The following is a 23,739-nucleotide window of genomic DNA, read 5'->3' on the forward strand; positions in this document are numbered from 1 at the left end:
TATTTTAAACCTCATTTTGAATATTATTTTGGATAGCAGAAGCATTTGGCATTCTTAGAACCATACTCCCGCTATCCGTTGCAATCTTATGTGTCAAACCATGACACATAAGGATTTTCACTTCTATCGGGGCTAAAGCAGGCATTTTTCGTTATTAATCATTGCTTAAAAATCTAGAATCTTATACTCTATTAACAACTAACATCATTTCCTACACTTAATCAATTGTTAAATACTCTCATAACTAATCTTTGTAATCTTACACCATTGCAGGAAATTAAAGCCACAAAAGCACATAGAACAACTGTTCACATGAGATAAAAAATTTAATCATAATAAATATTCCAGCAAATTTTTTCTTAAAAAACACAATTTTTATAACTTTATACCATTAGCACATATAAAATAGTCCTATCTACTCGTTCTTTTTCTCCAATACGTCCTCAAAAAATAATTCCATAGCTAAGGCTATGCAATGATTTTTATCGTTGTCTTGAAAAAAAATAATTTCGCATCTTTGGACTATTTTACATTCACTAATGGTATTAAAATTCAATCAATAATACCAATCTGTTTAACCAAATAGTGATTGTATATCATTCCGTTTTTGTTCTAATGCAGTAATGCGTTTTTAAGAGTAACCAAAATTATGCTTAATCATCTATTTTTTAAAGTACTGTTTTTTGAGTAAAGATCTTTTATGGTTAGGTATTGGATTTATCATGACCAAAATTAAATTTCGAAAGAAGAGTGAAAAAAAATAATCCATAAACTGTTTCAGTTTTTTTTATTACAAATCCTCTGGATAGTTAATTGCTCGCAAAATGCTTTAAATAAAAATGAGAAAAATTAATTTTAGGTGTTTATATTGCTGTCCTTCAAAAAAAGTTGACCAACAAAATGAATTCAATTCAAAATTCAACTACAAAAAAATCCCCTCCGAAGAAGGGACTAATAACTACAAACATTTATTTTTTTGATAGTTTAAATAAATTTCAATTAACAGAAAACATCATAAAAATCTAAATATTAGTGAATTTTCCAATATTTGAATAATCCCATTTTCTTTCTAATGAGAGAATCCATTCTGAATCTAATGCATTTGTTCCTCGGCTTAATTCCCAATTAGAATTAGGCTCTGTTACGGTGTTTTTTCTCCAAAAAGTTCGGTTTCGAGTATCATCATTTTCGCCTGCGGTAGGCCACATTAAATTATTTCTAGAACTACTACTACCTGTAGATGTAACCCTTGAAACATTTGGAGCACCAAATACATCAATAATTTTATACAATTCATCAGCAATTAAATAGGTTCCTGCGGCATCTTTTTTAAGCAAAGCAATCGCACTATTCCCACTTAGCTGTAGTGGTTTACTAGCATCTGCATTGGCTGTACTTGTTGTTCCCCACAATTGATCACTTGGTACTACAGAAGGATCTGCCTGAGGCGATGCAATCACATAGGTTTTTTCAGCATCAACAATACCGGTTAATAATAATACGTTTGCACTATTAGTAAAACTCCATTCTACTAATGTTTTTTCATCAGTAGAGGCTTGGTAACCGATGGCATAATTACTTAAATCAAGGCTTTTATCAGTTCCATTATACAATTCAATATAACCATTTCGCTTACCTCCTGCTGTTGCATCTGTATTTATAAAAGTAGCCAATTCAGATATTATTAAATCAGATATTGCAGGATTATCAGGTGGAATTGGTTCCTCTTTTTTATCAAATTTAATTTCAGATGTACATGCCATACAAAACGAAAAAGCAATTAATAGAAAGACTTTTAATTTTTTCATAATAAAAACTGTTTTATTATTAATATTTTATTTTTAAATACTATTATGTTTAGAGAATAAATTGGACCGCTAAATTACTATACCAATTGTATTTTGTTTCAGTATTAAAATTATCAATATAAGTAGTATTAATACCTATTTTTAAATTTTTATACTTGTTGTATTTATTGATACCAAAAGTGTACCAATTTTGTTTTTGAATCAGTGATTCTTGAACAGAGTATTCCGGATTGATATTTGTGAATCTAGTATCAATTACCCAACCACTTTTAAACATATACGAAGACTGAAGGTTAAATACAGTACCTGTATTGTATTTTGAACTGGAATAAAGTGCTGTAAATTCTTTGTTTCCTGCTGAGTCTATATATAAATTTTTTCCCTTTACAGCAGCGCTTGTGAACTCACTGATAAAACTAAATCCTTTATATTTAAATATAAAATCAGATACAATTTTTGCATAATTGGCATAGTCTATATTTCCGTTAGCATCGTAAATTCCTGTAATTTGATTAGCACCAGAACCCGTAGCATGGCTAGCTTTAACATTGTAACTACCTGCAATTCCAAAAGCGAATTTTGGTGATGTTTCAAAATACATATCATGACTTATAAAGGCATTATTAAATTTAAAATCACCCAGAGGCATAATATCAAGACGCCCTCCATATTTAAATCCTAAATTTTCTTGGGTAGAATTTATTCCTTGACCATTACCTGTGGTTACAGCAATTGAAGGATATATTCTCATTTTATTAATAGAAAAATTAGCATCAAAAAACAACCCGTCCTCTCTGGTAGCTCCTACAAAATTCTGCATCAAACCACCATAAGCAACTCCATCTTTAGAAGTACCGTCTATAGTTTGTGCTAATTCTTGCCCAAATCTTTCATCTGAAAGAGCTAATCTATTGTTTGTATTTGTTTGTCTTTGTCCCATTGATACTAATAAATGTTTCTCAAAAAAGTTTACACCAACCCAAGCCTCAAGAATACCTGTAGTTCCTGTAAAATCTGTTGTTAATCCCATCAAAACTTTTTCATTTATAAATGATCCTGTAAAATAAATACGTGCTAAATTGATAGAAAACCTATCGGTATGTTGGGTTCCCGAAGCATTCTCCAACTGGGAATAAGCTCCTCCAGTTTGTATTGCTGTAGAGAAATTCAATACTGTTTTCTCTTTTTTACCAAGATTTACGAACAGACCTTTTCCATTTATATAGAGCAAAGTAGAGTCCAATTCAACTTTATTGGCTGTCTTTTTTTGTGCTGTTATACTATTGACCATTAACAAGAGTATAACACAAGATAGAAATAATATTTTTCGCATAATAACTAGTTTTTGTTTTGTAATTGTAAAACTTGATCTTTGTTGATTCTATAAACTCTTAATTTATTTGTCCCTTTAAAAGGTTTGAGAAGATTATTAAATACAAATGAGTTTTTCTCTTCAGGTTCCATTAATTCTATAATTACATTACCCATTTTTTGATGTTCATTAATTACAATTGTACCTGTTGGAATTTCAATTGTTTCATTAGAAATTTCAAATTTGAACTTATCTAATTGGTTGTATGTTTCAACTTCGATTTTTTTTGGTTTATCTACAACTTGATAGACAATTCCCGAGGCATCCAAAATTTTAAAAATCTGCTTGCTTTTCGTTACTAACAAATAGCCATCCGGTCTTTTTCTAGTCACCAACGGTTTTTGCTTAATATTAAAATTAGCTTGAAAAGTTATGGTTTGATATTCATTTGTACAAGTATTTACAAATACAAAAGGGAAATCAATTTTTTCGGATTCTGATTCTAATACAATATCACTTCCTTCGTTTATAGTTTCTAGATCTGCTTTTTGAATTGCTGCCTTTATCAAATCGCTTTTTTGACCCGCAATTTCCAAATAAGATAGTGCAGTTAAAAATGAAGTTTCAATTCTTCTTTTAGCCGCTTTTTCTTTTTCAGAAACTCCTCTGATTTCCATTAAAATTGAAATTCGGTTTTGCAAAGCATAATTTGTGGCACTTGATCTTGCACTGTTCCCTCCAATATTTAAGATTACTTCTTGATCCTTCCAAGCAGTTGTAAGATAGTCAGTTACTTTTCTGTTGTTTTGTTCTAATTTTAATTTTGTTGGTGTTACAAAATCATCAACTATCACTTTCCGAATAGAATTGTTTACATTTAAATTCCCCGTATACAAGAACATGGCATCATAACTAGATGTAAGACAATCATCTATTTCTAAAAAATCTTTTCTAGCTGGCCCATATTCATGGAAATCAATGACAATATGAGGGTTAAATTTATTAATGGCATTTTTTAAATTTACGGTTTCGACTACATTTAAAATCGTCAAGTTTCTATTTAAATCAGTTCCATTATTTGAATCTCTTTTATCATCAATATAGCCATCAACATTGACAATTGGGATTATTTCTAGAATAATATTATCAAGAACTTGACTGTATTTGTCATTATTACTCAATTGATCCATTAAAAACAACATCCCATCTGTACTTATAGGTTCATCACCATGAACGCTAGATAGAAAACAAACACGAATTTTATCTTGTTCGGGGATATTGTTTTTTTTAGAAAAAATGACTAAAGGTACTTTATAACCTCTTTGAGAGGCTCCAATACTACTTACAGTTACTAATTCAGGATATGAAACAGTCAAACGGTTGATATAATCCAATGTGTTTTGATACCCTGAATAGTATGAGCTTCCTTTTGCAATCGGAAAAGGAATATCCTGAACAGGGTCTGTGAAGAATTTTTCATAGATCCCATTTTTTTCTTGTGCAAAACAGGATGTTGCAGTAATTGAAAAAAACAAATAATATAATAAGGTTTTCATATATCCCTCTTTTTAATAAATTATAATACAATGGTTAACATTATTTGGGCTAAATAACTTCCATTAGCTAATAAAGTTGGTTCGGCATACTCTTGATAACCTAATTCTCCTTGAAGTTTAAATGATTTTCCTGAAAAATATTTTGTTGCCACAATAGAGTAAAAGTTATTTAAAGCCGCAAAACTAGCAGATTGTTGGTCTTGATATAAATGAGAATAACGCAAACCAAATGAAATATCTGAAGGCAATAAATATCCAGCTTGAATATTATACCCATATCCTAGATTTAGCCTTGATAATACTTTATTTTGTATTTGCTCTGGAGTTTCATTTTTATAGGGTACAAAAACGCCCGAAAGATTAAATTCTCCGGCAATTCCACTTGGAACGGTAGCTTTGGTCTTTACAAATGAACCTAAGGAATAAAAACCACGGTATTTAAACAAATAATCAACACCATATTTTATATAATCTGGAAGAAGAATGTTTTCCGTTGTTCCTCCATATATGTAACGCCCTCCGTTTGTGCCTTTTGCAGAAGATGCTCCATCGGCGTAACTATAAATTCCACCAAACACTAATTTAGGTTTTGGTTCACGGATCATATCTTCCATGTAAAATTCTCCTGATTTTGTAAATTCACCAAAAGGTAAATAATCTAATCGGACACCATATTTAAACCCTCGGTAATTTTGCTGAAGAGCTGCATTTCCCTCACCAGTAGTAATAGAAGCGTATGGTTTTATCAATTGTTTATTAAATACTCTAAAAGTTCCTGTATATCGTATTCCATAATCAAAAATCGCATCAAAAGCATCTGGAACAGCACTTCTTTCAACAAATCCTAACACTTCCCCTTCAAAACGAATTTCTCTTGTGTCAATATAATCTGCTCGCAATCCAAAATTAATTCTTTGGTTTGGTGTTGGCCTATATTCGATATAAGCATCCTGAAGAACAGGATTATAGGATCTAGCCCCACTTGTAGCACTCTGATAATTCGAAGCAAAATTCAATCTAAATCTATAATACAATTTATTATCAAAAGCATTTCCACTCATTTTCATTCTTGCTCTTCTAATACGAAATTGAGAAGAAAAAGAATCAAATTCATCTGGAGTTTGCATATTATACAAAGTTTGTAAGCTTTGTGTAATATTAAAACTCCCATTTTTGGTAATAAAAGTTACTCCATCTCCTAGTTTGTAATTTTTTTTGATTCGTACTAAACTACTATTTTCAGTATCATACTTTGTAATAACAGAATCATATTCTGTATCCTCAGACTGAACAGATTCTTGCATATCTTCATCTTGAGCCCAAGCATTTAGGCTTAAGAAAAAGCAAATTAACATTAAAAACAAAAGTTTTTTATCTATTTGACTCATAGTATTTTCACTTTAAATAACACACTATTTTTGGGATTCGAAATTTCCAAATACTATAATCTCTTTTTCTTTCATCATTTGCTTTCCTTTTGCAAAAACATCTGTTAATTCTAAATCAGAATTAAAAGCACAAAAATCAGCATCATACCCTATTTTTATATGACCTTTTGTTTTTAAGGCTAAGTTTTTAGCAGGATTGGCTGTTATTAATTTAAAGGCTTCTTCAATTGGCACGTTTCCTTCTTTAATCAACAATAGTACTTGTTTTAAATTAAGATTAATCGGCGCTTTTTTAAATCCTATTGTCCTACCGTTTTCATCCATTATCCCAATTCCTGCATTTCCATCACTACTAAATGTCATCATATCAATAGAAACTCCTTTTTCAAGAGCATATAAAACTGATTTATATGGATCTGTATATTTTGTACCACCAGAAGTAATATCTATCATACCTCCTAATTTTGCAAATTCAATTGCTTGTTCAAAAAGAGGAAGAGTTCTTCCAACATGTGTTGGAGATATATGTTCTATTGGAAATTCATATTCTTTTACAATTTTCAACAAAACATCCATTCTAGAACTTAAAGCGCCTAAGTGAATGTGTAAAATTCCTTTTTTACCGGCAATCAAACCACCAACCCGTACTTGTTTTAAAAATCTAAGAAGGTCAATTTCTAAAGGATAAGAAGAGCGTTCATCACTTATGGCTATTTTACATCCAACTACTTTATCAATAAAAATCATATCATCTTGAACAGATTCTGTAAAAGTTACGGCATCCAATCCAAAATAACTGGTAAGAATATAGGCTGATATCCCTTCTGATTCCAAAGACTTTGCTTTAGCATAAAGTGTTTTTATACTTCTTGCACTTCCATCGGTGCCCAACAAACCAACAACAGTAGTAGTTCCACAAGCAATAAATTCAGACAACATAATTTCTGGAGTCATGGATCCAAATCCATGTTTACCTCCTGCACCGGTAATATGAACATGCTGATCAATCAATCCAGGAGTAAGTATTTTTCCTTTTAAATCAAACACTTGAGAATATAGATCTGAATTCGGAATAGAGTTCTCTATCGCTACTATTTTATCTCCTGCCAATAAAATATCTTTAACTCCTATTGATTCTGGAGTATATACATCTGCATTTTTAATTAGTTTTAGCATATATTATAGTATAAAATGAATAATTATCATGACCAAAAAAGTGATCCCAAATGGGATTGCATTTCTTTTTGCAATGTCAAATGGAGAAACTTTGGCAATATTTGAACTTGCAATAAGAACTCCTGAAATTGGCGAAACTGTTCTACCCATTGAAGCAGAAAATTCCATTGGCAAAATCATAGAGGTAGTAGAAACCCCTAATTCATTTGTGATTTTTGGGACTAATGGTCCAAAAGCAAAAAAAGCAGCATTTCCGCTTCCCATAAGAACCGAAGCAAAAAATATCATTACTGCCATAACAATACTAATCCCTATACCTCCTAATCCTATACTTTGTGAGCTTGTAATCAAACCATCTATAAATAGTAAACTGATTAAACCTTTAGAAAACATTTCGGCAGCAATAATTAAAGTTACAACCGACTTGAAAATATCACCCATTCCATTAAAAAATATTTGTAAAGACTCAAAAACCATTTTTAAATTTCGAGTTCGTATTAAATCCATCAGTAGCCCAATAAAAACGCAAATAATCATAACAGTAGTAGTATCTATGTGAATAGGCGTTTCAAAAAACGAAAACATTTCAGAGAAAACTAATAATATAATCAATGGAAGTATTGGCAAAATAGCATAATATAAAGGTACCTTTAAAACTATTTCTTTTTCTTCGATTGGAACAGTTGCGCTTGAATTCTCTTTTTTATCAAAATATCTATTTACAAAAAAGAAACAAATCATTAATGTTATTGTTAAAGGAACCATTAACGGAATTTGTGAATCAAAAAAATGTGATACTGATGAAGTGTCAATGATTTTAACGGATCGAGCAGTTATTACAGAAGCAGGCCCAACACCAAAAGCGGTTGTTGCTGTAATAACAGATACTGCTGATAAACGACTAACTCCAAGATTTACCATAATAGGAAAAACGGAAGCCATTAACAACAAACTGAGCCCTGCTGCAGATGGAATACAAATAAACAGAAATTGACCTATTGGAATGACTAAAGAGGCTATTATATAGGGATACTTTTTCATAAGCGACAATGGTTTTAAAGCTAAATAAACCAAAGCATCAGAAGCCCCATTTTTTTCAATAAATGCAACGAAACCTCCAATTGCCATAATTAATAATCCTACTTGAGCGTTGGTTTCGCTAAAAGCTACTTTAATATATTCAAAAATATTTAGAAAGCTTGATCCTGTAGGTTTCACTAATATTGGCATTTTAAATCCTAAAAGCAAAGCAATTATCAACATAAATAAACCACTAAATAGTAAAACTGCCTGTGGATTATATTTTAAAATTAAAAGCCTAGCAACTATCACTATAAAAATTAAAGCAAGTACTGATCCATATAATATCATAAACAAATTTTTAAGAATTAAATTTAAATTTACTTATAAATACCAGAAAATACAATCTTTTAACTTTATTTTAATTTAGAAAAAATAATGTTAATAATCAAATATTGAACAACTTAACATTATTTTTTTTATAATTTATTTTAATAAATAGAAATAAAAGAATAGTCAATAAAATAAATCAAATTTTATTTTAAAAAAAAATAATGTATAAAAACGACAAAATTTGTTTCTTTACAATACAATTTATAAAAAATGAAACGCCGCTACATTCTCTCCATATTCTTATTGATTCAAATCATAATTCTAAAAATCATTCGGTTTTTTCCGGAAAGCGTAGAACGTTTTTACAGCAACGGATTTTATGTTTATCTGTCAAAATTTTCGAGAATCGTCTTAGGAAAAATTCCATTTTCAATTGGGGATTGTATTTATTTTATTTTGATTTTATTCGCTTTAAAATGGTTTTGGACCAAAAGAAAATCTTGGAAGTTCGATTGGAAAAACAATCTTCTGACTATTTTGAGTGTTTTATCCGTGTTTTATTTTTTCTTTCATATACTTTGGGCATTGAATTATTACCGCGAACCGTTGTTTGAAAAAATGACGATTGAAAGAGAATATACAGATGCTGATCTATTGACTTTTACCAAAAAATTAATTGCCAAAACAAATGCCATTCAAAGTCAAATCACAAAAAATGACAGTCTAAAAGTAGTATTCCCCTATTCTCAAAATCAGGTTTTGGAAATGAACCAAAATGGATATCAAAACTTATCTCGAGAGTATGACTTTTTTACCTATTCGCATTTGAGTATCAAGAAATCTCTTTTCAGTTTGCCTTTAACCTACATGGGTTTTGGCGGTTATTTGAATCCGTTTACCAATGAAGCTCAGGTGAATTATTTGGGTCCGATGTACAGTTTTCCGATGACAACGAATCATGAAATGGCACATCAGATGGGATATGCCAGCGAGAGTGAATGTAACTTTATAGGATTTTTATCTTCGATAAAAAATGATAATTTGTATTTTCAGTATTCGGGATATTGTATGGCTTTGCGCTATTGTTTGGGGAATTGGCAAGTACGAAATGAAGAGACATTGAAGCGATTACTCAAAACTGTTCATCCTGGCATTTTGAAAAACTATAAAGAAAGTGAAGATTTTTGGGAACAATACCAAACCCCAATTGAAACGGGATTTCACGCTTTTTATGATCGTTTTCTAAAAATCAACCAACAAAAAGACGGGATGGACAGTTACAGTAAGTTTGTGAATTTAATGGTGAATTATTATAAAGTAAGGTCTTTTTAAATTAAAAGTTATGAGCTAGCCTTATTCCTTTTAGTAAGATCTGCTAAATTCTATTTTAAACAGCATTTAATTTTGAACCATAAGTCATATAAGACAACGTAAACAAGCTTTCTAAATAGTGGTTAAAGTAAAAATATGTGAAAAAAGTTTTGTATTTACTTAAATGGACTTAGTTTTTACTTAACATTATATGACTATCCGTGACTAGTACCATTTCAAAGAATAGATTAATTGTTGAATGTTATTCACAAAACTTTTCCTTTCTGTTCTTTGCGTCGCTGCGACTTTGCTTGAAATTGGGCTCGCAAAGGCGCAGAGACGCAAAGGTATATTTTTAATTTTTAGACTCTTTGTATGAGTTACGGACAGTTATATAGTATTATTCAACCTAAAAACTTACATGAATTATAGGGTTTGAAAATTAATTTTAACAAATGCTGTTATTTATAGGATTAAGCTATAAGATCTAATGAAAAACTAAATTTCTGGAGTAGCCCCGATGGAAGGGAAAATCCTTTTTGAGAACTTTGTCAAAGTTTTGAACTTTGACAAAGTTCTCAAAAAGATTGGAATGACAGCGGGAGAAAAGATGCTATGAATGATCAATTTCTGCTTCTAATTATTTTGATTATTTTAATAAAAAATGTGTCGATTTGTAACAAAATGTGCGGGCGGCGTACTAATGAACTATGAGTGAAAATCTAGAACCTTCTTTTGTCAAGCAACTGCAAGAAAACCAGAATATAATCCACAAGATTTGTCGATTGTATACGTCTGGGGAGGATGCTCATAAGGATTTGTTTCAGGAAATCACGATTCAGTTGTGGAAAGCTTTTCCTAAATTTAGGGGGGAAAGTAAATTTTCGACTTGGGCTTATCGAGTCGCTTTGAATACGGCAATTACTTTGTATCGAAAGAGTAAGCGCAGCATTGCAACAGTTGAGTACGAAGGTAGACAACATTTTACGCATGACATAGAATATAATTATGAAGAAGAGGAGCAGTTGAAATTGATGTATAAGGCAGTTTATCAGCTGAATGATATTGAAAAAGCGTTAGTATTTATGTATTTGGAAGACAAGGATTATACCGAAATTTCGGAAACTTTAGGAATTAGTGAAGTGAATGCAAGGGTAAAAATGAATCGAATAAAAGGGAAATTAAAAAAAATATTAAATCCATTAGGCGTATGAAAGAGTTGGATTTATTAAAAAAAGACTGGAAAAAGAACGCTGCTTCTTTTGAACAGATATCGGAAAACGAGATTTACAAAATGATTCACAAACGATCTTCATCGGTGGTGAAGTGGATTTTTATAATTAGTATTTTAGAACTGGGATTGGGACTAGTCCTAGGATTGGCTTTATCGTTTACCAAATACGACGAGAAAAATGTAGAATTAATTAAACACTTGGGTGTTTATGGATATTATATAGCTACGACTGTGATATTGTATGCTGTGATTTTATTCTTTATTTTTAAGTTTTATACGATGTATCGTAAAATTGCGGTAGATGATAATACCAAAAAACTCATCGCTACGATATTAAAAACACGAAGAGTGGTCAAACAATATATTGCGTTTAACTTAACGTTTTTTGCCGTATTTTTTATCATTTTTGGAGGCTATTTATTTTATGAAGGCTATTTGGAAGGTGCCTCAAAAAATGGTGTTGTCCATCCCGAAATGCCCTTGAATATTGCATTAATATCTTTCTTAGTATTAATTATAGCCACAGCAATTTTTACCTGCGCTTTCTGGCTGATTTACAAATTAATCTATGGGATTTTATTAAAGCGTTTGCAGAATAACTTTGAAGAATTAAAGAAAATTGATTTGTAATTTTAAGTGAGTCGTGAAAAGTGAATAGTTAAATCAAATGTTAACCATTCACTTTTCACGACTCACTTTCTAATAATCCCACTGTCTTTTTTTATTCAATTCTTCTTGTTCCTGAAGTTCTTCTAATGGAATTACTTTTAAGAAAGAAGGATGTTGCTCTATGGCGTATTCTACTTTTTCTACAATTTCATCAATGGTATCATTATCGTAATCGATATCCAAAGGTTCTTTGATGATGAAGGATTGAAGGATTCCTTTCTTTTTCATCCGTAAACCTTTCTTGCAAAACGAACGTCGAAAACCATCAATTACTATTGGAACAACTATAGGTCTGTGTTGTTTTATGATATGTGCTGTGCCTTTTCGAACAGGTTTAAACGATTTGGTTGTGCCTTGAGGAAACGTAATTACCCAACCATCATCTAATGCAATTTTAATATTCTCGGTATCATTTGGATTTACATCTTTTTTTTCTTTTACATCTTCGCCTTTGGCACGCCAAGTACGTTCTACTGAAATTGCACCTGCATACGCCATGATTCTCGGCAGTAATCCTGCTTTCATAGTTTCTTTGGCTGCTACATAATACATATTCAATTTAGGATTCCACATGTACCAAACATTCTTAATAGAATCTTCACGACCGCTTAAACTGGCATTAAAGACATGAAACATGGCTGTTACATCTGCAAAATAAGTTTGATGATTGGAAATAAAAAGTACGTTGGTATCTGGTAGGTTTTTAATAATTTCAGAACCTTCAATTTGCAGTTCGTTAAAACCACGATACCTTCTGTGGCTAATAAATCCGAAGATTCGAATCAACCATTTTTTTATAAATAGAATGTGTCCAAAAGGATTTCGCTTAAATAATCCCATAAGATAGATTGTTTTTTTTAAGATTTGGGATTGCAAAATTACGATTTTTTTTCCTTTTTAAATACTAAAAACGGCCTCCTTTTAACAAATTGACCCTATTTATAAATTGGTTTTATTCAGAATGGAATTTAAAACAATTTTTAATTCGCTTAACATCATTGCGGTTGCCCCCCAAACAATATGTTTCTCTATTTGGAATGCCGGCACTTCAATAGATTTGGCGTAAGAAGTTGTCATAAAGGTATTAATTACGATAGAATCACTTAAAAAAGTAGTCAATGGCAATTCGATTATATCTGCCACTTCGGTAGGATCCGGATAAAAAAACAGATCCTCTCGACAAATTCCCAAAAAAGGATAAACCATAAAATTACTAGGAGGAATGTATAATTGTGTAAATGCTTTCAGCACTTGAATTTTACTCGAATGGACGCCAATTTCTTCATGAGTTTCCCTTAGAGCAGTTTGTTCAAAGTTGGCATCCTCTGTTTCATACTTGCCTCCTGGAAAAGCGATTTGGGAAGAATGCACTCCTATATAGGAATTTCGAACAATTAAGACCAAATTTGTTATTCCGTCTTTTGGATAGAACAACATCATTACGGCTGCATTCCTTGGTTTTATTTCATCAAAATTAATTTTTTTAGTAATTTCAAGACGCTGTTGCGGCACCATAACATTATGAGCTGCTTCTCCAGGAAGATTTACAGCACTCAAATGAGGAACAATTTGTAAAAAGTCTTGAAAATCCATAATCAAAGTTTATTTTTGCAAACAAATTAATTATAAATATAGTTTAGAAAACAGTGTCAAACAAGTTTTCAACACAAAAACCAAATAGTATGTATAGTAAGGAAGAAAATCAAAAACTTAAACACGAATTTTGGGTTGAATTTGCTCAAAAATACCCCAGAAAATGGGTGTTGTATGACACGAAAATAAAAGATTTTTCTTTTAAATTTTATGTAGAAAATACCAAAGCTCAAGTACATATCGATATTGAAATGCGAAACAAGGAATTGAGAATGCAATATTTTGACAAATTAGTGGCCCTAAAAAATATTATAGAAGAGGAATTTGTCAAAGATTTGGTCTATGAAAGAAATCATACTTTGGAAAATGGAAAAACCATCAGCCGTATTTGGGTTGAAAAATTAAATGTAAGTGTAAGTAATCGTAAGTATTGGGATGAGATATTTGATTTTTTCCATGAAAAAATGAATGCTTTAGAATTGTTTTATTTAGAATATGATGGATTCATAAAGGATATTGAAATATAGTCCTGAATGCAATTTTTTCATTTTATTATCATTAAAAAACCTCCTTTTGATTTAAAAATCAATCGGAGGTTTTTGTCAACAACCCTATTGCATTATTTTTAAAATTATTTTAAACAAATTAGAATTGACTATAAATCCCTGTATAATTCTAGTCTTTCCCATTTTGTATCCACTTCTTCTTGAGCTCGGGTAAGCAATTCAGCCCCTAATTCGGCATTTTCTTTAACTACCCTTGTAAAACGAGTTTCATTGTACATAAAGTCGCTTAAAGGAATACTTGGTGCTTTGGAATCTAATTTGAATTTTTTTCCTTTTGGCTGAGAAGGATCAAATCTAAAGAGAGGCCAGTACCCACTTTCTACCGCTTTTTCTTGTTGGCTAACACCATTTTTCAACTCATATCCATGTTCCCCACAATGAGAATAGGCTATAATTAATGATGGTCCAGGATATGCAGCTGCTTCTTCAATTGCTTTCAGCGTTTGCAAATCTTTGGCGCCAATGGCAATTTGAGCTACATAAACATTACCATAAGAAATAGCTTGAAGTCCAAGGCTTTTTTTACTGGTTCTTTTACCTCCAATGGTAAACTTAGCACTTGCCCCCAAAGGAGTAGATTTTGAAGCTTGACCACCTGTGTTTGAATACACTTCGGTATCCAAAACAATAATATTAATGTCTTCACCAGTTGATAGTACATGATCTACACCACCATATCCGATATCATAAGCCCAACCATCACCTCCAAAAATCCAAACTGCTTTCTTACGAAGATATTCTGTCAATTGACTCAATTTCTTAGCATCGTCATTGTTTTGGATTTTGACCAAGATTTTATTTAGCGCTTCAATTTGAGCGAATTTTTCATTTTTAAGAGCTTCAGTTTCTTCACCATTATTCAAAATAGCGCTTACTAATTCGCTACCAACTTCTGATTCTAAGGATTTTAATAATCCAACTGCGATTTCTTGTTTTTTGGATAAACCTAATTTTAATCCTAACCCAAATTCGGCATTATCTTCAAAGAGTGAATTCGCCCAAGCTGGTCCTCTACCGTACTCATTAGTTTTGTAAGGAGTTGTTGGTAAATTTCCTCCATAAATTGAAGAACATCCTGTTGCGTTAGCGATCAACATGCTATCTCCATACAATTGGGTAATCAATTTAATATAAGGTGTTTCACCACAACCAGAACAAGCCCCAGAGAATTCAAATAATGGCTCCAAATATTGAGAGCCTTTTACAGTTGACAATTGCAAAGCGGCACGATCATAATAGGATAATTTTTCAAAATAATCCCAGTTGACATTTTCGACTACATCCACTTCAATTTTCTTGTGCATATTGATGGATTTGAAGTTTTCTTTTTCTTTACTCACTGCTGGACAAACAGCCACACAAAGATCACAACCGGTACAATCCTCAGGTGAAACCTGTAAAATATAGGATTCATTTTCTTTGGCAAAAGGTCTTCCAATTGCTGGTGCACTTTTTAATGAACTTGGCAATCCAGCTAATTCATCATTAGAAACTACTTTGGAACGAATTGCAGCATGAGGACAAATAGCAACACATTTATTACATTGTGTACACAAACTTTCATCATCCCAAACGGGAATAAAGTCGGCAATACCACTTTTTTCGTATTGAGAAGTTCCTGTTGGGAAAGTTCCATCTACAGTGAAGGCACTGACAGGAAGATCATCTCCGAAACCAGCCAAAATTTTCTCTAAAACCTCGGTAACAAATCCATCAGGTGCGTTTCGCATTGCAGAAAGCATTGATTTTTCACTTGAAACTACTTTTGGATAATCAACTTGATGTAAATTTTCTAATGCTTTATCAACTGCATTAAAATTCATTTTCACTACTTTCTCTCCTTTATGAGAATAAGATTTTACAATTGCATTCTTAATTTTTTCAATCGCTTCATCCTTAGGTAAAATACCCGAAATGGCAAAGAAACAAGTTTGAAGGATCGTATTGGCTCTTTTTCCAAGACTGGCTTCTTGAGCAACTCTAGTAGCGTCTATAACATAAAATTTAACTTCTTTTTCAATAATTCCTTTTTGAATTTGCAAAGGCAATCTGTCCCAAATTTCATCTTTAGAATAAGGTGAGTTGAGTAAGAAAGTACCACCATGCTTCAAATCAGCAATCATATTGAATTTTTCAATAAAATTAAATTTGTGGCTGGCAATAAAATCTGCTTTATCAATTAAGTAATTGGAATTTATTGGATCTGGCCCAAAACGAAGGTGTGAAATGGTTTGAGCTCCGGCTTTTTTAGAGTCATAAACAAAATAGCCCTGAACATAATTATCAGTGGTTTCACCAATGATCTTGATCGAATTTTTATTAGCCCCAACCGTTCCATCAGAACCTAATCCATAGAACATACAATTGATTGTTGTTGATTTAAAATCAAAAGAGGGATCGTAATACAAACTTTTGAAAGTTACATCATCATTTATACCTATTGTAAAGTGATTTCTTGGTTTTGAATTTGACAGTTCCTCATATACACCATTAACCATTGCAGGAGTAAATTCTTTGGATGATAATCCGTAACGACCGCCAACAACAATTGGCATTTCTCTTCCGCTTTCAACAAGAGCAGCAACAATGTCTAGATATAAAGGATCCCCTATACTTCCAGGTTCTTTGGTTCTATCCAACACTGCTATTTTTTTTACAGTTTTGGGTAGTTTATCAACAAAACCAGCTATAGAGAATGGTTTAAATAAACGAACAAGTAATACCCCAACTTTTTCACCTTGTTTTAAAAGTGCATCAAGAGCTTCTTTGACAGGCCCCTCTGCCGACCCCATAATGATAATCACACGTTCGGCTTCTGGATGTCCTATATAATCAAACAAATTGTATCGACGTCCTGTATGTTCGTAGAATTCATCCATAACTTCCTGAACAATTGCAGGCACTTTATCATAAAATAAATTACAGGCTTCTCTAGCTTGAAAAAATACATCTGGATTTTGGGTAGTTCCTCTTAAAACAGGACGATCTGGATCCAAAGATCTTTTTTTATGTTCCATGATTTTATCTTCTGGCATCATTGCTTTGATAATATCATCTGGAATACCGTCTATTTTTGAAATTTCATGAGATGTTCTAAAACCGTCGAATATGTTTAAAATTGGTACTCTAGATTTTAAGGTAGTGACTTGTGAAATCAATGCAAAGTCATGGGCTTCTTGAACTGAACCTCCAAAAAGCATTGAAAAACCAGTTTGTCGACAAGCCATAACATCAGAATGATCTCCAAAAATGGATAAGGCATGTGTTGCAACTGTACGTGCCGCTACATGTATAACGCAAGGCAATAATTCCCCTGCAATTTTATACATATTAGGTATCATTAATAATAACCCTTGAGAAGCTGTAAAAGTAGTAGTTAGAGCACCAGCTTGCAAAGAACCATGAACCGTTCCTGCAGCCCCTCCTTCGCTTTGCATTTCTACAATTCGAGGAACATTATTCCAAACATTGGTTTTTCCTTTGGAACTGTATAACTCTGCATGCTCACCCATTGGGGATGATGGAGTAATTGGGTAAATAGCGCATACTTCATTCGTTTTGTGCGCAATGATTGCAACTGCTTCGTTACCATCACAAATTAATTTTGGAAAAATTTTATTATTCATATCATAAAGTTGTTTTCACCATCTCCAATTTGCTTATATAACCCATCTGCAAACTACCGATAGCATTAATTATAAAAAACAAAAAAAGTTAAAACTCCCATTAAATTAATTCAAAAGGATGTCTTAACTTTTTAATATTACCAACTACTCATTATGTAACCAAGCTTTTTTCTGTAGCAATTCATCTTCTGTTTCAACATGATTTTCGTCTTGAATACAGCAGTCAACCGGACAAACAGAAGCACATTGAGGCTTATCATGAAAACCTTTGCACTCGGTACATTTGTCTGATACGATATAAAAGAATTCATCAGAAAGAGGTTCATTCTCTTCATCGGCATCCACATCTACTCCTTTTGGAGTTTTAACCATTCCTTTCAAAGAAGACCCATCAGAATAAGACCATTTATCATCTGGTTCATAGATTGCATTGTTAGGACACTCTGAAATACATGCATCACAGTTGATGCATTCATCTGTTATAATAATAGCCATGTTTTTTAGAATTTAATAATTATTAGTAAATTTAGATATGATAATTTTAACTTTTTATGACTTTCGTCATATTTTTATAAAATAAGTACAATTAAATTTACTTCCTGATTGTTAGTTACGGAATTGCTTTTTTATAGTTTTTAATATTTTTAAACTTAAAATTATGACTGCAAACAACACAAAACTTCAACCCGAAGTTCTAGAAGCTGTAGTAATTCGATTTGTTGGTGATTCCGGAGATGGAATGCAACTTACAGGTACACAATTTTCAGATACTTCTGCAATGTTTGGCAACGACATTGCTACTTTTCCAAATTATCCCGCCGAAATTAGAGCGCCTCAAGGTAGCTTGTATGGTGTGTCTGGATTTCAAGTTCATATAGGTAGTGTTGAAGTCAGTACACCTGGTGATAATGTAGATCTATTAGTAGCAATGAATCCAGCAGCTTTAAAGACCAATTTAAGGGCTTTAAAATTGGGTCATACTTTAATAGTAGATACTGATTCTTTCAATAAAAAAAATTTAGAAAAAGCTGAATATTCTACTAATCCATTGGAAAATGGAAGTCTAGATAACTACCGTGTACTATTGGTAGACATGACTTCATTAACTAAAGAAGCCCTTAAAGATGTTTCTGGTCTAGATGTAAAAACGATTTCTAGGAGCAAAAATATGTTTGCCTTAGGAATGATTTACTGGATGTACAATCGTTCCAAAGAACATACTATTGATTTTTTTAATAAAACCTTCAAATCAAAACCTCATTTGATAGAAGCGAATACTAAGGTGTTGAATGCAGGATATTTTTATGCCGAAACACTCGAACTAATTCCGAATTCCTATACCATTTCTCCAGCAAAATTGCCTGCTGGAACTTATAGAATTATAATGGGAAATACCGCAACTGCCTGGGGATTTCTTGCTGCTGCCGAAAAAACGGGACTGGAATTATTCTTGGGTTCATACCCAATTACTCCCGCAACCGATATTTTGCATGAATTGGTAAAACACAAACATTTTGGCGTAAAAGCTTTTCAAGCAGAAGATGAAATTGCAGGAATCACATCTGCCATTGGAGCAGCATTTGCAGGAGATTTGGCCATAACTACTACTTCTGGCCCAGGTTTGGCTTTAAAAGGAGAAGCAATTGGATTGGCTATAATGGTTGAATTGCCCCTGGTTATTGTAGATGTACAACGTGGTGGCCCTTCTACTGGATTGCCTACAAAAACAGAACAATCCGACTTACTGCAAGCCATGTATGGCAGAAATGGGGAAAGCCCATTAATTGTAATTGCCGCAAGTACACCTGCGAACTGTTTTAATTTTGCTTATGAAGCTTCAAGACTTGCTATAGAACATATGACTCCTGTTATTTTATTGACCGATGGATACATTGCGAACGGTTCTGCTCCTTGGAAAATAAAAACCGTTTCTGAAATGCCTGCCATTAAAAACAATCGAATTTTTGAAGTTAAAGATAATTGGCATCCTTATGATAGAGATCAAATTACACTTGCTCGCAATTGGGCAATTCCAGGAACACCAGGTTTAGAACATCGAATTGGTGGCCTCGAAAAAGATGCGGTTACTGGAAATATATCTTATGATCCTCTAAATCATGAGGAGATGACTAAAATTCGAGCCGAAAAAATTGAACGTGTAAAATTTAATATACCCAACCAAGAAGTGGAGTTTGCCCAAGAAGGAGATTTATTAGTTATTGGATGGGGCGGTACTTATGGTTCGTTGCATTCTGCAGTAAAACAAATCAATCAAGAAGGATATACTTCTATTGGTTTAGCACATTTCAATTACATTAATCCATTGCCAAAAAATACGGAAGAAATTCTGTCTAGATTCAAAAAAATTGTGGTTTGCGAATTAAACAGCGGCCAATTTGCTAGTATTCTAAAAATCAAATTCAGTCAGTTTGATTATTTAAAATTCAATAAAATTCAAGGATTACCATATGCTAACGATGATTTGATTCAAAAATTTAAAGAACTGGTATAATTATGGAAACTACTCCTATAAATAAATACACCCTTAAAGATTTTACTACTGATCAAGAAGTAAGATGGTGTCCTGGTTGTGATGATTATGTGATTTTGCGTACCATGCAAAAAGCGCTTCCTGAAATGAATGTTGCCAAAGAAGATGTGGTTTTTGTTTCTGGAATTGGATGCTCCTCTCGTTTTCCTTATTATATGGAAACTTATGGAATACACAGTATTCATGGAAGAGCACCCGGAATTGCTTCGGGTATAAAATTGGCCAATCCCAAATTAAGTGTCTGGATAGCAACTGGTGATGGTGATTCGATGGCAATTGGTGGCAATCATTTTATCCATGTTCTTCGAAGAAATATAGATTTAAATATCATAATGTTCAATAATGAAATTTATGGATTAACCAAAGGGCAATTTTCGCCTACTTCATTAATTGGACAAAAAACAAAATCTTCGCCTTATGGTAACACTCAACCGCCGTTTTCGCCGGGTGAACTCGCGTTAGGTGCACAAGCTCGATTTTTTGCCAGAATTGGAGGTAATAGCCCAAAAGAAATGGGACAAATTTTTATTGAAGCACATCAATTTAAAGGAACGTCCCTAATCGAAATTCTTCAAAATTGTGTCATTTTTAATGATGGATGCTTCAATCATATCACAGACAAAGAAATAAAAGATGACAAGCAAATCTTTTTGGAACACGGAAAACCAATGATTTTTGGCAAAAATAGAGACAAAGGATTGGTGTTAAATGGATTAAAATTAGAAGTAGTAACCATCGGAGAAAATGGAATTACCCAAGAAGATATATTGGTACACAATGCCAAAGAACAAGATCCAACTATGCACCAAATGCTGGTTCGATTACAAAATCCAATTGCAATGGGGGTAATTAGAAGTTTTAGCGATGTTACCTTAGAAGAAAGAGAAAAAGAATTAACAGCACAAGTCAAAGCAAATTCTAATTTTTCCAAAACGGATGATTTATTCTTTTCAGGAGAAACTTACGAAGTAAAATAATTAAGATAATAATAATTCAAAATTTATCAATATGGGTTCAGAAGCAATTATAGTTTTCTTGTTGGCCGGAATCATTCTAGTAGCAGGAGCCAATTTTCTTTCTAATTTAATTTCACCAAAATCAGACAACTCCCAAAAACGAGAACCTTATGAAAGTGGTATGACTACAATTGGTCCTACTTGGGTTCAGTTTAAAGTTGGTTATTATCTGTACGCCATTTTGTTTTTAGTATTTGACGTTGAGGTAGCCTTTTTAATACCTTGGGCGGTTGTTTTTCAAAAAATTGGAATGGTGGCCTTTTATGAGATTATCATATTTCTAGTAATATTAGGTTTAGGCTTAGCCTATGCTTGGAAAAAAGAAGCATTAAAATGGGAATAAATACTGCACCCGAAATACCAGCTGATTTCCCAGGAAAAGTAATTCCTGCAGGAAATGGCGCAAATGTTGTCATTACATCATTAGACCAAATAATCAATTGGGGAAGATCAAATTCTTTATGGTCGCTATACTTTGGAACGAGTTGTTGTGCTATCGAAATGATGCAAACCGGAGCGGCTCGTCACGATTACTCCAGATTTGGTTTTGAAGTAGCAAGACCTTCGCCTAGACAAGCCGATTTAATCATTATAGCAGGAACAATTGTAAACAAAATGGCTCCAGTGCTGCGTCGTTTGTATGATCAAATGGCCGAACCCAAATATGTTATCGCTATGGGAGCTTGTGCTATCTCAGGAGGTCCTTTCTTTTACAATACGTATTCCGTTGTAAAAGGTGCTGACCATGTAATTCCTGTTGATGTTTATGTTCCTGGTTGTCCTCCAAGACCAGAAGCATTATTAGAAGGAATGTTAATGCTACAAGCAAAAATAAGAACCGAAAGTATGAAAAATAAAGTTTTTCCTATTGATGGGTTTGATGAAGGACTTTGAGAAGTGAGAAGTGAGAAGTGAGTTAAGATTTCAAACCTCTATTTGTATTCTATGAACTCGTACCTCAATTAATTGTTTTAATATATTACAAATTATGACAAACGAAGCATTACAAAATTTAATAAGCAGTTGGATTCCCGAATTGGAATTTACAGAAGAGAAATCTCAATTTTTAAATAGTACTGTTCAACCCGAACATTTGCACCAATTAATGACGCAATTAAAAAATAATTCTGAAACCAGTTTTGATTATTTATTTTGCTTAAGCGGTGTAGATTGGGGAAAAGAATTAGGAGTTGTTTACCATTTAGAATCAACCGTACACCGACATATTATTGTAGTAAAAGTTAAAACGGAAGATAGAGAAAACCCAACATTTGATTCGGTTTATGATATTTGGGCTACAGCCGAATTTCATGAAAGAGAAGTGTTTGATTTTTTTGGAATAAAATTCAAAAATCATCCTAATTTAAAAAGACTCTTTTTGACCGAAGATTGGGACGGGTTTCCGTTAAGAAAAGACTATGTAGATGAAATTAATATGGTAATCAAATAAGTAAACATGGAAACAGCTACCATAACCAACAATTTTAAATCCGAAGAATATTTCATCAACATGGGACCACAACACCCCGCAACACATGGGGTTTTGCGGTTGTTATTGACTATAGATGGTGAAATAATCAAAAAAGTAGAACCCGATTTGGGATACATCCACCGCTCTATCGAAAAAATGAGCGAACGAGACAGCTACCAACAAATTGTCCATTTGACAGATAGAATGGATTATTTATCTTCTCATATTAATAACGAAGCAGTTTGCTTAACTGTTGAAAACGCTCTGCAACTTGAAATTCCTGATCGTGTAAAAGTCATTCGCACCATACTCGATGAATTGACTAGAATAGCTTCACATACATTGTGGTGGGGAGTTATGGGTATGGATGTAGGCGCTTTGACAACTTATTTTTATGGTTTTAGAGATCGAGAATTAATCAATGATATATTCGAAGAAACTTGTGGAGCTCGATTAACAATGAACTACAATGTTCCAGGCGGATTGATGTTTGACATTCATCCCAACTTTGTAAAAAGAACCAAAGAATTTATCGCTCATTTCAAAACAAAACTTCCAGAATACGATTTGCTATTATCCGGCAATATTATTTTTCAAAAAAGAATGAAAGGAATTGGAGTTTTGTCCAAAGAAGCTGCTATTTCTTATGGAGCATCGGGACCTGTCGGAAGAGCTTCTGGTTACTCCTGTGACGTACGTAAACATCATCCGTATAGTGCTTTTGACAAAGTAAATTTTAATGAAGTTCTAAAAACGGAAGGTGACACCTATTCTCGTTACCAAGTTCGTATTCTAGAAATGTGGGAATCCTTATCCATAATTGAGCAATTAATTGACAATATTCCCGAAGGTGATTTCAAAGTAACCACAGATGCTGTAATCAAATTACCCGCTGGCGAATATTATGAAAGAGTAGAAACAGCCAGAGGAGAATTGGGAGTTTACGTCATAAGTACCGGAACCAAAAATCCCTATCGAATAAAATTTCGATCACCTGGATTTTCCAACTTATCCTTATTAAATCACATTGCTGTTGGCGGAAAAATTGGAGACTTGGTAGCAACAATGGCAACTTTGGATCTAGTAATCCCAGATATTGATCGATAACA

At 32.7% G+C, this 23,739-nt stretch carries 21 protein-coding genes; 10 read left to right on the forward strand and 11 right to left on the reverse strand.

Features of this window, described 5'->3' with window-relative positions:
• Positions 1 to 4: 4 nt before the first annotated feature.
• From OZP06_RS01995 to dcuC, 7 genes are all read right to left on the reverse strand, one after another.
• Positions 5 to 145 carry a hypothetical protein gene (locus OZP06_RS01995; protein ID WP_269223459.1) on the reverse strand — a complete coding sequence of 47 codons (141 nt, stop codon included), beginning with the start codon at positions 143 to 145 and terminating at the stop codon, positions 5 to 7.
• A gap of 877 nt (positions 146 to 1,022) precedes the next feature.
• The gene (locus OZP06_RS02000) at positions 1,023 to 1,808 is read right to left on the reverse strand and encodes a lamin tail domain-containing protein (protein WP_269223460.1); all 786 of its coding nucleotides are present in this window, start codon (positions 1,806 to 1,808) and stop codon (positions 1,023 to 1,025) included.
• Positions 1,809 to 1,857: 49 nt separating this feature from the next.
• Positions 1,858 to 3,141: a hypothetical protein gene (locus OZP06_RS02005; RefSeq protein WP_281324171.1), complete on the reverse strand. Its 1,284-nt coding sequence runs from the start codon at positions 3,139 to 3,141 to the stop codon at positions 1,858 to 1,860.
• 5 nt (positions 3,142 to 3,146) lie between these two features.
• Complete coding sequence (locus tag OZP06_RS02010; protein WP_281239152.1) at positions 3,147 to 4,676, reverse strand: M14 family zinc carboxypeptidase; 1,530 nt, start codon at positions 4,674 to 4,676, stop codon at positions 3,147 to 3,149.
• A gap of 20 nt (positions 4,677 to 4,696) precedes the next feature.
• Positions 4,697 to 6,064 carry a hypothetical protein gene (locus OZP06_RS02015; RefSeq protein WP_269223464.1) on the reverse strand — a complete coding sequence of 456 codons (1,368 nt, stop codon included), beginning with the start codon at positions 6,062 to 6,064 and terminating at the stop codon, positions 4,697 to 4,699.
• Between the two features lie 24 nt (positions 6,065 to 6,088).
• Positions 6,089 to 7,240, reverse strand: a complete 1,152-nt coding sequence (gene iadA, locus OZP06_RS02020; protein ID WP_269223465.1) for a beta-aspartyl-peptidase — start codon at positions 7,238 to 7,240, stop codon at positions 6,089 to 6,091.
• Positions 7,241 to 7,243: 3 nt separating this feature from the next.
• Positions 7,244 to 8,611: a C4-dicarboxylate transporter DcuC gene (gene dcuC, locus OZP06_RS02025; protein WP_269223466.1), complete on the reverse strand. Its 1,368-nt coding sequence runs from the start codon at positions 8,609 to 8,611 to the stop codon at positions 7,244 to 7,246.
• 252 nt (positions 8,612 to 8,863) lie between these two features.
• Here dcuC and OZP06_RS02030 point away from each other — a divergent pair, with 252 nt between their 5' ends.
• From OZP06_RS02030 to OZP06_RS02040, 3 genes are all read left to right on the forward strand, one after another.
• Positions 8,864 to 9,925 carry a DUF3810 domain-containing protein gene (locus OZP06_RS02030; protein WP_269223467.1) on the forward strand — a complete coding sequence of 354 codons (1,062 nt, stop codon included), beginning with the start codon at positions 8,864 to 8,866 and terminating at the stop codon, positions 9,923 to 9,925.
• A gap of 689 nt (positions 9,926 to 10,614) precedes the next feature.
• Entirely contained in the window at positions 10,615 to 11,118 is a 504-nt protein-coding gene (locus tag OZP06_RS02035; RefSeq protein WP_281239147.1) for a sigma-70 family RNA polymerase sigma factor, read from the forward strand.
• Entirely contained in the window at positions 11,115 to 11,768 is a 654-nt protein-coding gene (locus tag OZP06_RS02040) for a hypothetical protein (protein WP_269223468.1), read from the forward strand. The genes OZP06_RS02035 and OZP06_RS02040 overlap by 4 nt, the downstream gene beginning before the upstream one ends.
• 69 nt (positions 11,769 to 11,837) lie before the next feature.
• On the opposite strand, the gene OZP06_RS02045 is transcribed toward OZP06_RS02040, so the two are convergent.
• Together OZP06_RS02045 and OZP06_RS02050 are read right to left on the reverse strand one after the other, a co-directional pair.
• On the reverse strand, positions 11,838 to 12,647 hold the full coding sequence (locus OZP06_RS02045; protein ID WP_281239146.1) for a lysophospholipid acyltransferase family protein: 810 nt from the start codon (positions 12,645 to 12,647) through the stop codon (positions 11,838 to 11,840).
• Between the two features lie 99 nt (positions 12,648 to 12,746).
• A complete protein-coding gene (locus OZP06_RS02050) occupies positions 12,747 to 13,400 on the reverse strand; it encodes a CoA pyrophosphatase (protein WP_269223469.1) in 654 nt (217 codons plus the stop codon).
• Positions 13,401 to 13,489: 89 nt separating this feature from the next.
• Here OZP06_RS02050 and OZP06_RS02055 point away from each other — a divergent pair, with 89 nt between their 5' ends.
• Positions 13,490 to 13,927 (forward strand): DUF4268 domain-containing protein, encoded by a 438-nt coding sequence (locus OZP06_RS02055; RefSeq protein ID WP_269223470.1) that lies wholly within the window; start codon positions 13,490 to 13,492, stop codon positions 13,925 to 13,927.
• Between the two features lie 128 nt (positions 13,928 to 14,055).
• Here OZP06_RS02055 and nifJ read toward each other — a convergent pair whose 3' ends face one another.
• Both nifJ and OZP06_RS02065 read right to left on the reverse strand, forming a co-directional pair.
• A complete protein-coding gene (nifJ, locus tag OZP06_RS02060) occupies positions 14,056 to 17,592 on the reverse strand; it encodes a pyruvate:ferredoxin (flavodoxin) oxidoreductase (protein WP_281324172.1) in 3,537 nt (1,178 codons plus the stop codon).
• A gap of 144 nt (positions 17,593 to 17,736) precedes the next feature.
• Entirely contained in the window at positions 17,737 to 18,087 is a 351-nt protein-coding gene (locus OZP06_RS02065; protein ID WP_269223473.1) for a 4Fe-4S dicluster domain-containing protein, read from the reverse strand.
• Between the two features lie 163 nt (positions 18,088 to 18,250).
• On the opposite strand from OZP06_RS02065, the gene OZP06_RS02070 reads away from it, so the two are divergent.
• From OZP06_RS02070 to OZP06_RS02095, 6 genes are all read left to right on the forward strand, one after another.
• Positions 18,251 to 20,104 carry a 2-oxoacid:acceptor oxidoreductase subunit alpha gene (locus tag OZP06_RS02070; RefSeq protein WP_269223474.1) on the forward strand — a complete coding sequence of 618 codons (1,854 nt, stop codon included), beginning with the start codon at positions 18,251 to 18,253 and terminating at the stop codon, positions 20,102 to 20,104.
• A 2-nt stretch (positions 20,105 to 20,106) separates the two neighbouring features.
• The gene (locus OZP06_RS02075; protein ID WP_281324173.1) at positions 20,107 to 21,120 is read left to right on the forward strand and encodes a 2-oxoacid:ferredoxin oxidoreductase subunit beta; all 1,014 of its coding nucleotides are present in this window, start codon (positions 20,107 to 20,109) and stop codon (positions 21,118 to 21,120) included.
• 31 nt (positions 21,121 to 21,151) lie between these two features.
• Positions 21,152 to 21,502: an NADH-quinone oxidoreductase subunit A gene (locus OZP06_RS02080; RefSeq protein WP_269223477.1), complete on the forward strand. Its 351-nt coding sequence runs from the start codon at positions 21,152 to 21,154 to the stop codon at positions 21,500 to 21,502.
• Positions 21,493 to 22,053, forward strand: a complete 561-nt coding sequence (locus OZP06_RS02085; RefSeq protein WP_269223478.1) for an NADH-quinone oxidoreductase subunit B — start codon at positions 21,493 to 21,495, stop codon at positions 22,051 to 22,053. The genes OZP06_RS02080 and OZP06_RS02085 overlap by 10 nt, the downstream gene beginning before the upstream one ends.
• Positions 22,054 to 22,147: 94 nt before the next feature.
• Positions 22,148 to 22,609 carry an NADH-quinone oxidoreductase subunit C gene (locus OZP06_RS02090; protein WP_281324174.1) on the forward strand — a complete coding sequence of 154 codons (462 nt, stop codon included), beginning with the start codon at positions 22,148 to 22,150 and terminating at the stop codon, positions 22,607 to 22,609.
• 6 nt (positions 22,610 to 22,615) lie between these two features.
• Positions 22,616 to 23,737, forward strand: a complete 1,122-nt coding sequence (locus OZP06_RS02095) for an NADH-quinone oxidoreductase subunit D (protein ID WP_269223479.1) — start codon at positions 22,616 to 22,618, stop codon at positions 23,735 to 23,737.
• Positions 23,738 to 23,739: the final 2 nt, after the last annotated feature.

It is taken from the genome of Flavobacterium sp. IMCC34518, assembly GCF_027111095.2.
GTDB classification, from domain to species: Bacteria; Bacteroidota; Bacteroidia; order Flavobacteriales; family Flavobacteriaceae; genus Flavobacterium; species Flavobacterium praedii.

Excerpts from the sequence above, each read along its gene's own strand:
- OZP06_RS01995 (WP_269223459.1), bottom strand. The coding sequence starts at position 145 with ATGCCTGCTTTAGCCCCGATAGAAGTGAAAATCCTTATGTGTCATGGT.
- OZP06_RS02000 (WP_269223460.1), bottom strand. The coding sequence starts at position 1,808 with ATGAAAAAATTAAAAGTCTTTCTATTAATTGCTTTTTCGTTTTGTATG.
- OZP06_RS02005 (WP_281324171.1), bottom strand. The coding sequence starts at position 3,141 with ATGCGAAAAATATTATTTCTATCTTGTGTTATACTCTTGTTAATGGTC.
- OZP06_RS02010 (WP_281239152.1), bottom strand. The coding sequence starts at position 4,676 with ATGAAAACCTTATTATATTATTTGTTTTTTTCAATTACTGCAACATCC.
- OZP06_RS02015 (WP_269223464.1), bottom strand. The coding sequence starts at position 6,064 with ATGAGTCAAATAGATAAAAAACTTTTGTTTTTAATGTTAATTTGCTTT.
- iadA (WP_269223465.1), bottom strand. The coding sequence starts at position 7,240 with ATGCTAAAACTAATTAAAAATGCAGATGTATATACTCCAGAATCAATA.
- dcuC (WP_269223466.1), bottom strand. The coding sequence starts at position 8,611 with ATGATATTATATGGATCAGTACTTGCTTTAATTTTTATAGTGATAGTT.
- OZP06_RS02030 (WP_269223467.1), top strand. The coding sequence starts at position 8,864 with ATGAAACGCCGCTACATTCTCTCCATATTCTTATTGATTCAAATCATA.
- OZP06_RS02035 (WP_281239147.1), top strand. The coding sequence starts at position 10,615 with ATGAGTGAAAATCTAGAACCTTCTTTTGTCAAGCAACTGCAAGAAAAC.
- OZP06_RS02040 (WP_269223468.1), top strand. The coding sequence starts at position 11,115 with ATGAAAGAGTTGGATTTATTAAAAAAAGACTGGAAAAAGAACGCTGCT.
- OZP06_RS02045 (WP_281239146.1), bottom strand. The coding sequence starts at position 12,647 with ATGGGATTATTTAAGCGAAATCCTTTTGGACACATTCTATTTATAAAA.
- OZP06_RS02050 (WP_269223469.1), bottom strand. The coding sequence starts at position 13,400 with ATGGATTTTCAAGACTTTTTACAAATTGTTCCTCATTTGAGTGCTGTA.
- OZP06_RS02055 (WP_269223470.1), top strand. The coding sequence starts at position 13,490 with ATGTATAGTAAGGAAGAAAATCAAAAACTTAAACACGAATTTTGGGTT.
- nifJ (WP_281324172.1), bottom strand. The coding sequence starts at position 17,592 with ATGAATAATAAAATTTTTCCAAAATTAATTTGTGATGGTAACGAAGCA.
- OZP06_RS02065 (WP_269223473.1), bottom strand. The coding sequence starts at position 18,087 with ATGGCTATTATTATAACAGATGAATGCATCAACTGTGATGCATGTATT.
- OZP06_RS02070 (WP_269223474.1), top strand. The coding sequence starts at position 18,251 with ATGACTGCAAACAACACAAAACTTCAACCCGAAGTTCTAGAAGCTGTA.
- OZP06_RS02075 (WP_281324173.1), top strand. The coding sequence starts at position 20,107 with ATGGAAACTACTCCTATAAATAAATACACCCTTAAAGATTTTACTACT.
- OZP06_RS02080 (WP_269223477.1), top strand. The coding sequence starts at position 21,152 with ATGGGTTCAGAAGCAATTATAGTTTTCTTGTTGGCCGGAATCATTCTA.
- OZP06_RS02085 (WP_269223478.1), top strand. The coding sequence starts at position 21,493 with ATGGGAATAAATACTGCACCCGAAATACCAGCTGATTTCCCAGGAAAA.
- OZP06_RS02090 (WP_281324174.1), top strand. The coding sequence starts at position 22,148 with ATGACAAACGAAGCATTACAAAATTTAATAAGCAGTTGGATTCCCGAA.
- OZP06_RS02095 (WP_269223479.1), top strand. The coding sequence starts at position 22,616 with ATGGAAACAGCTACCATAACCAACAATTTTAAATCCGAAGAATATTTC.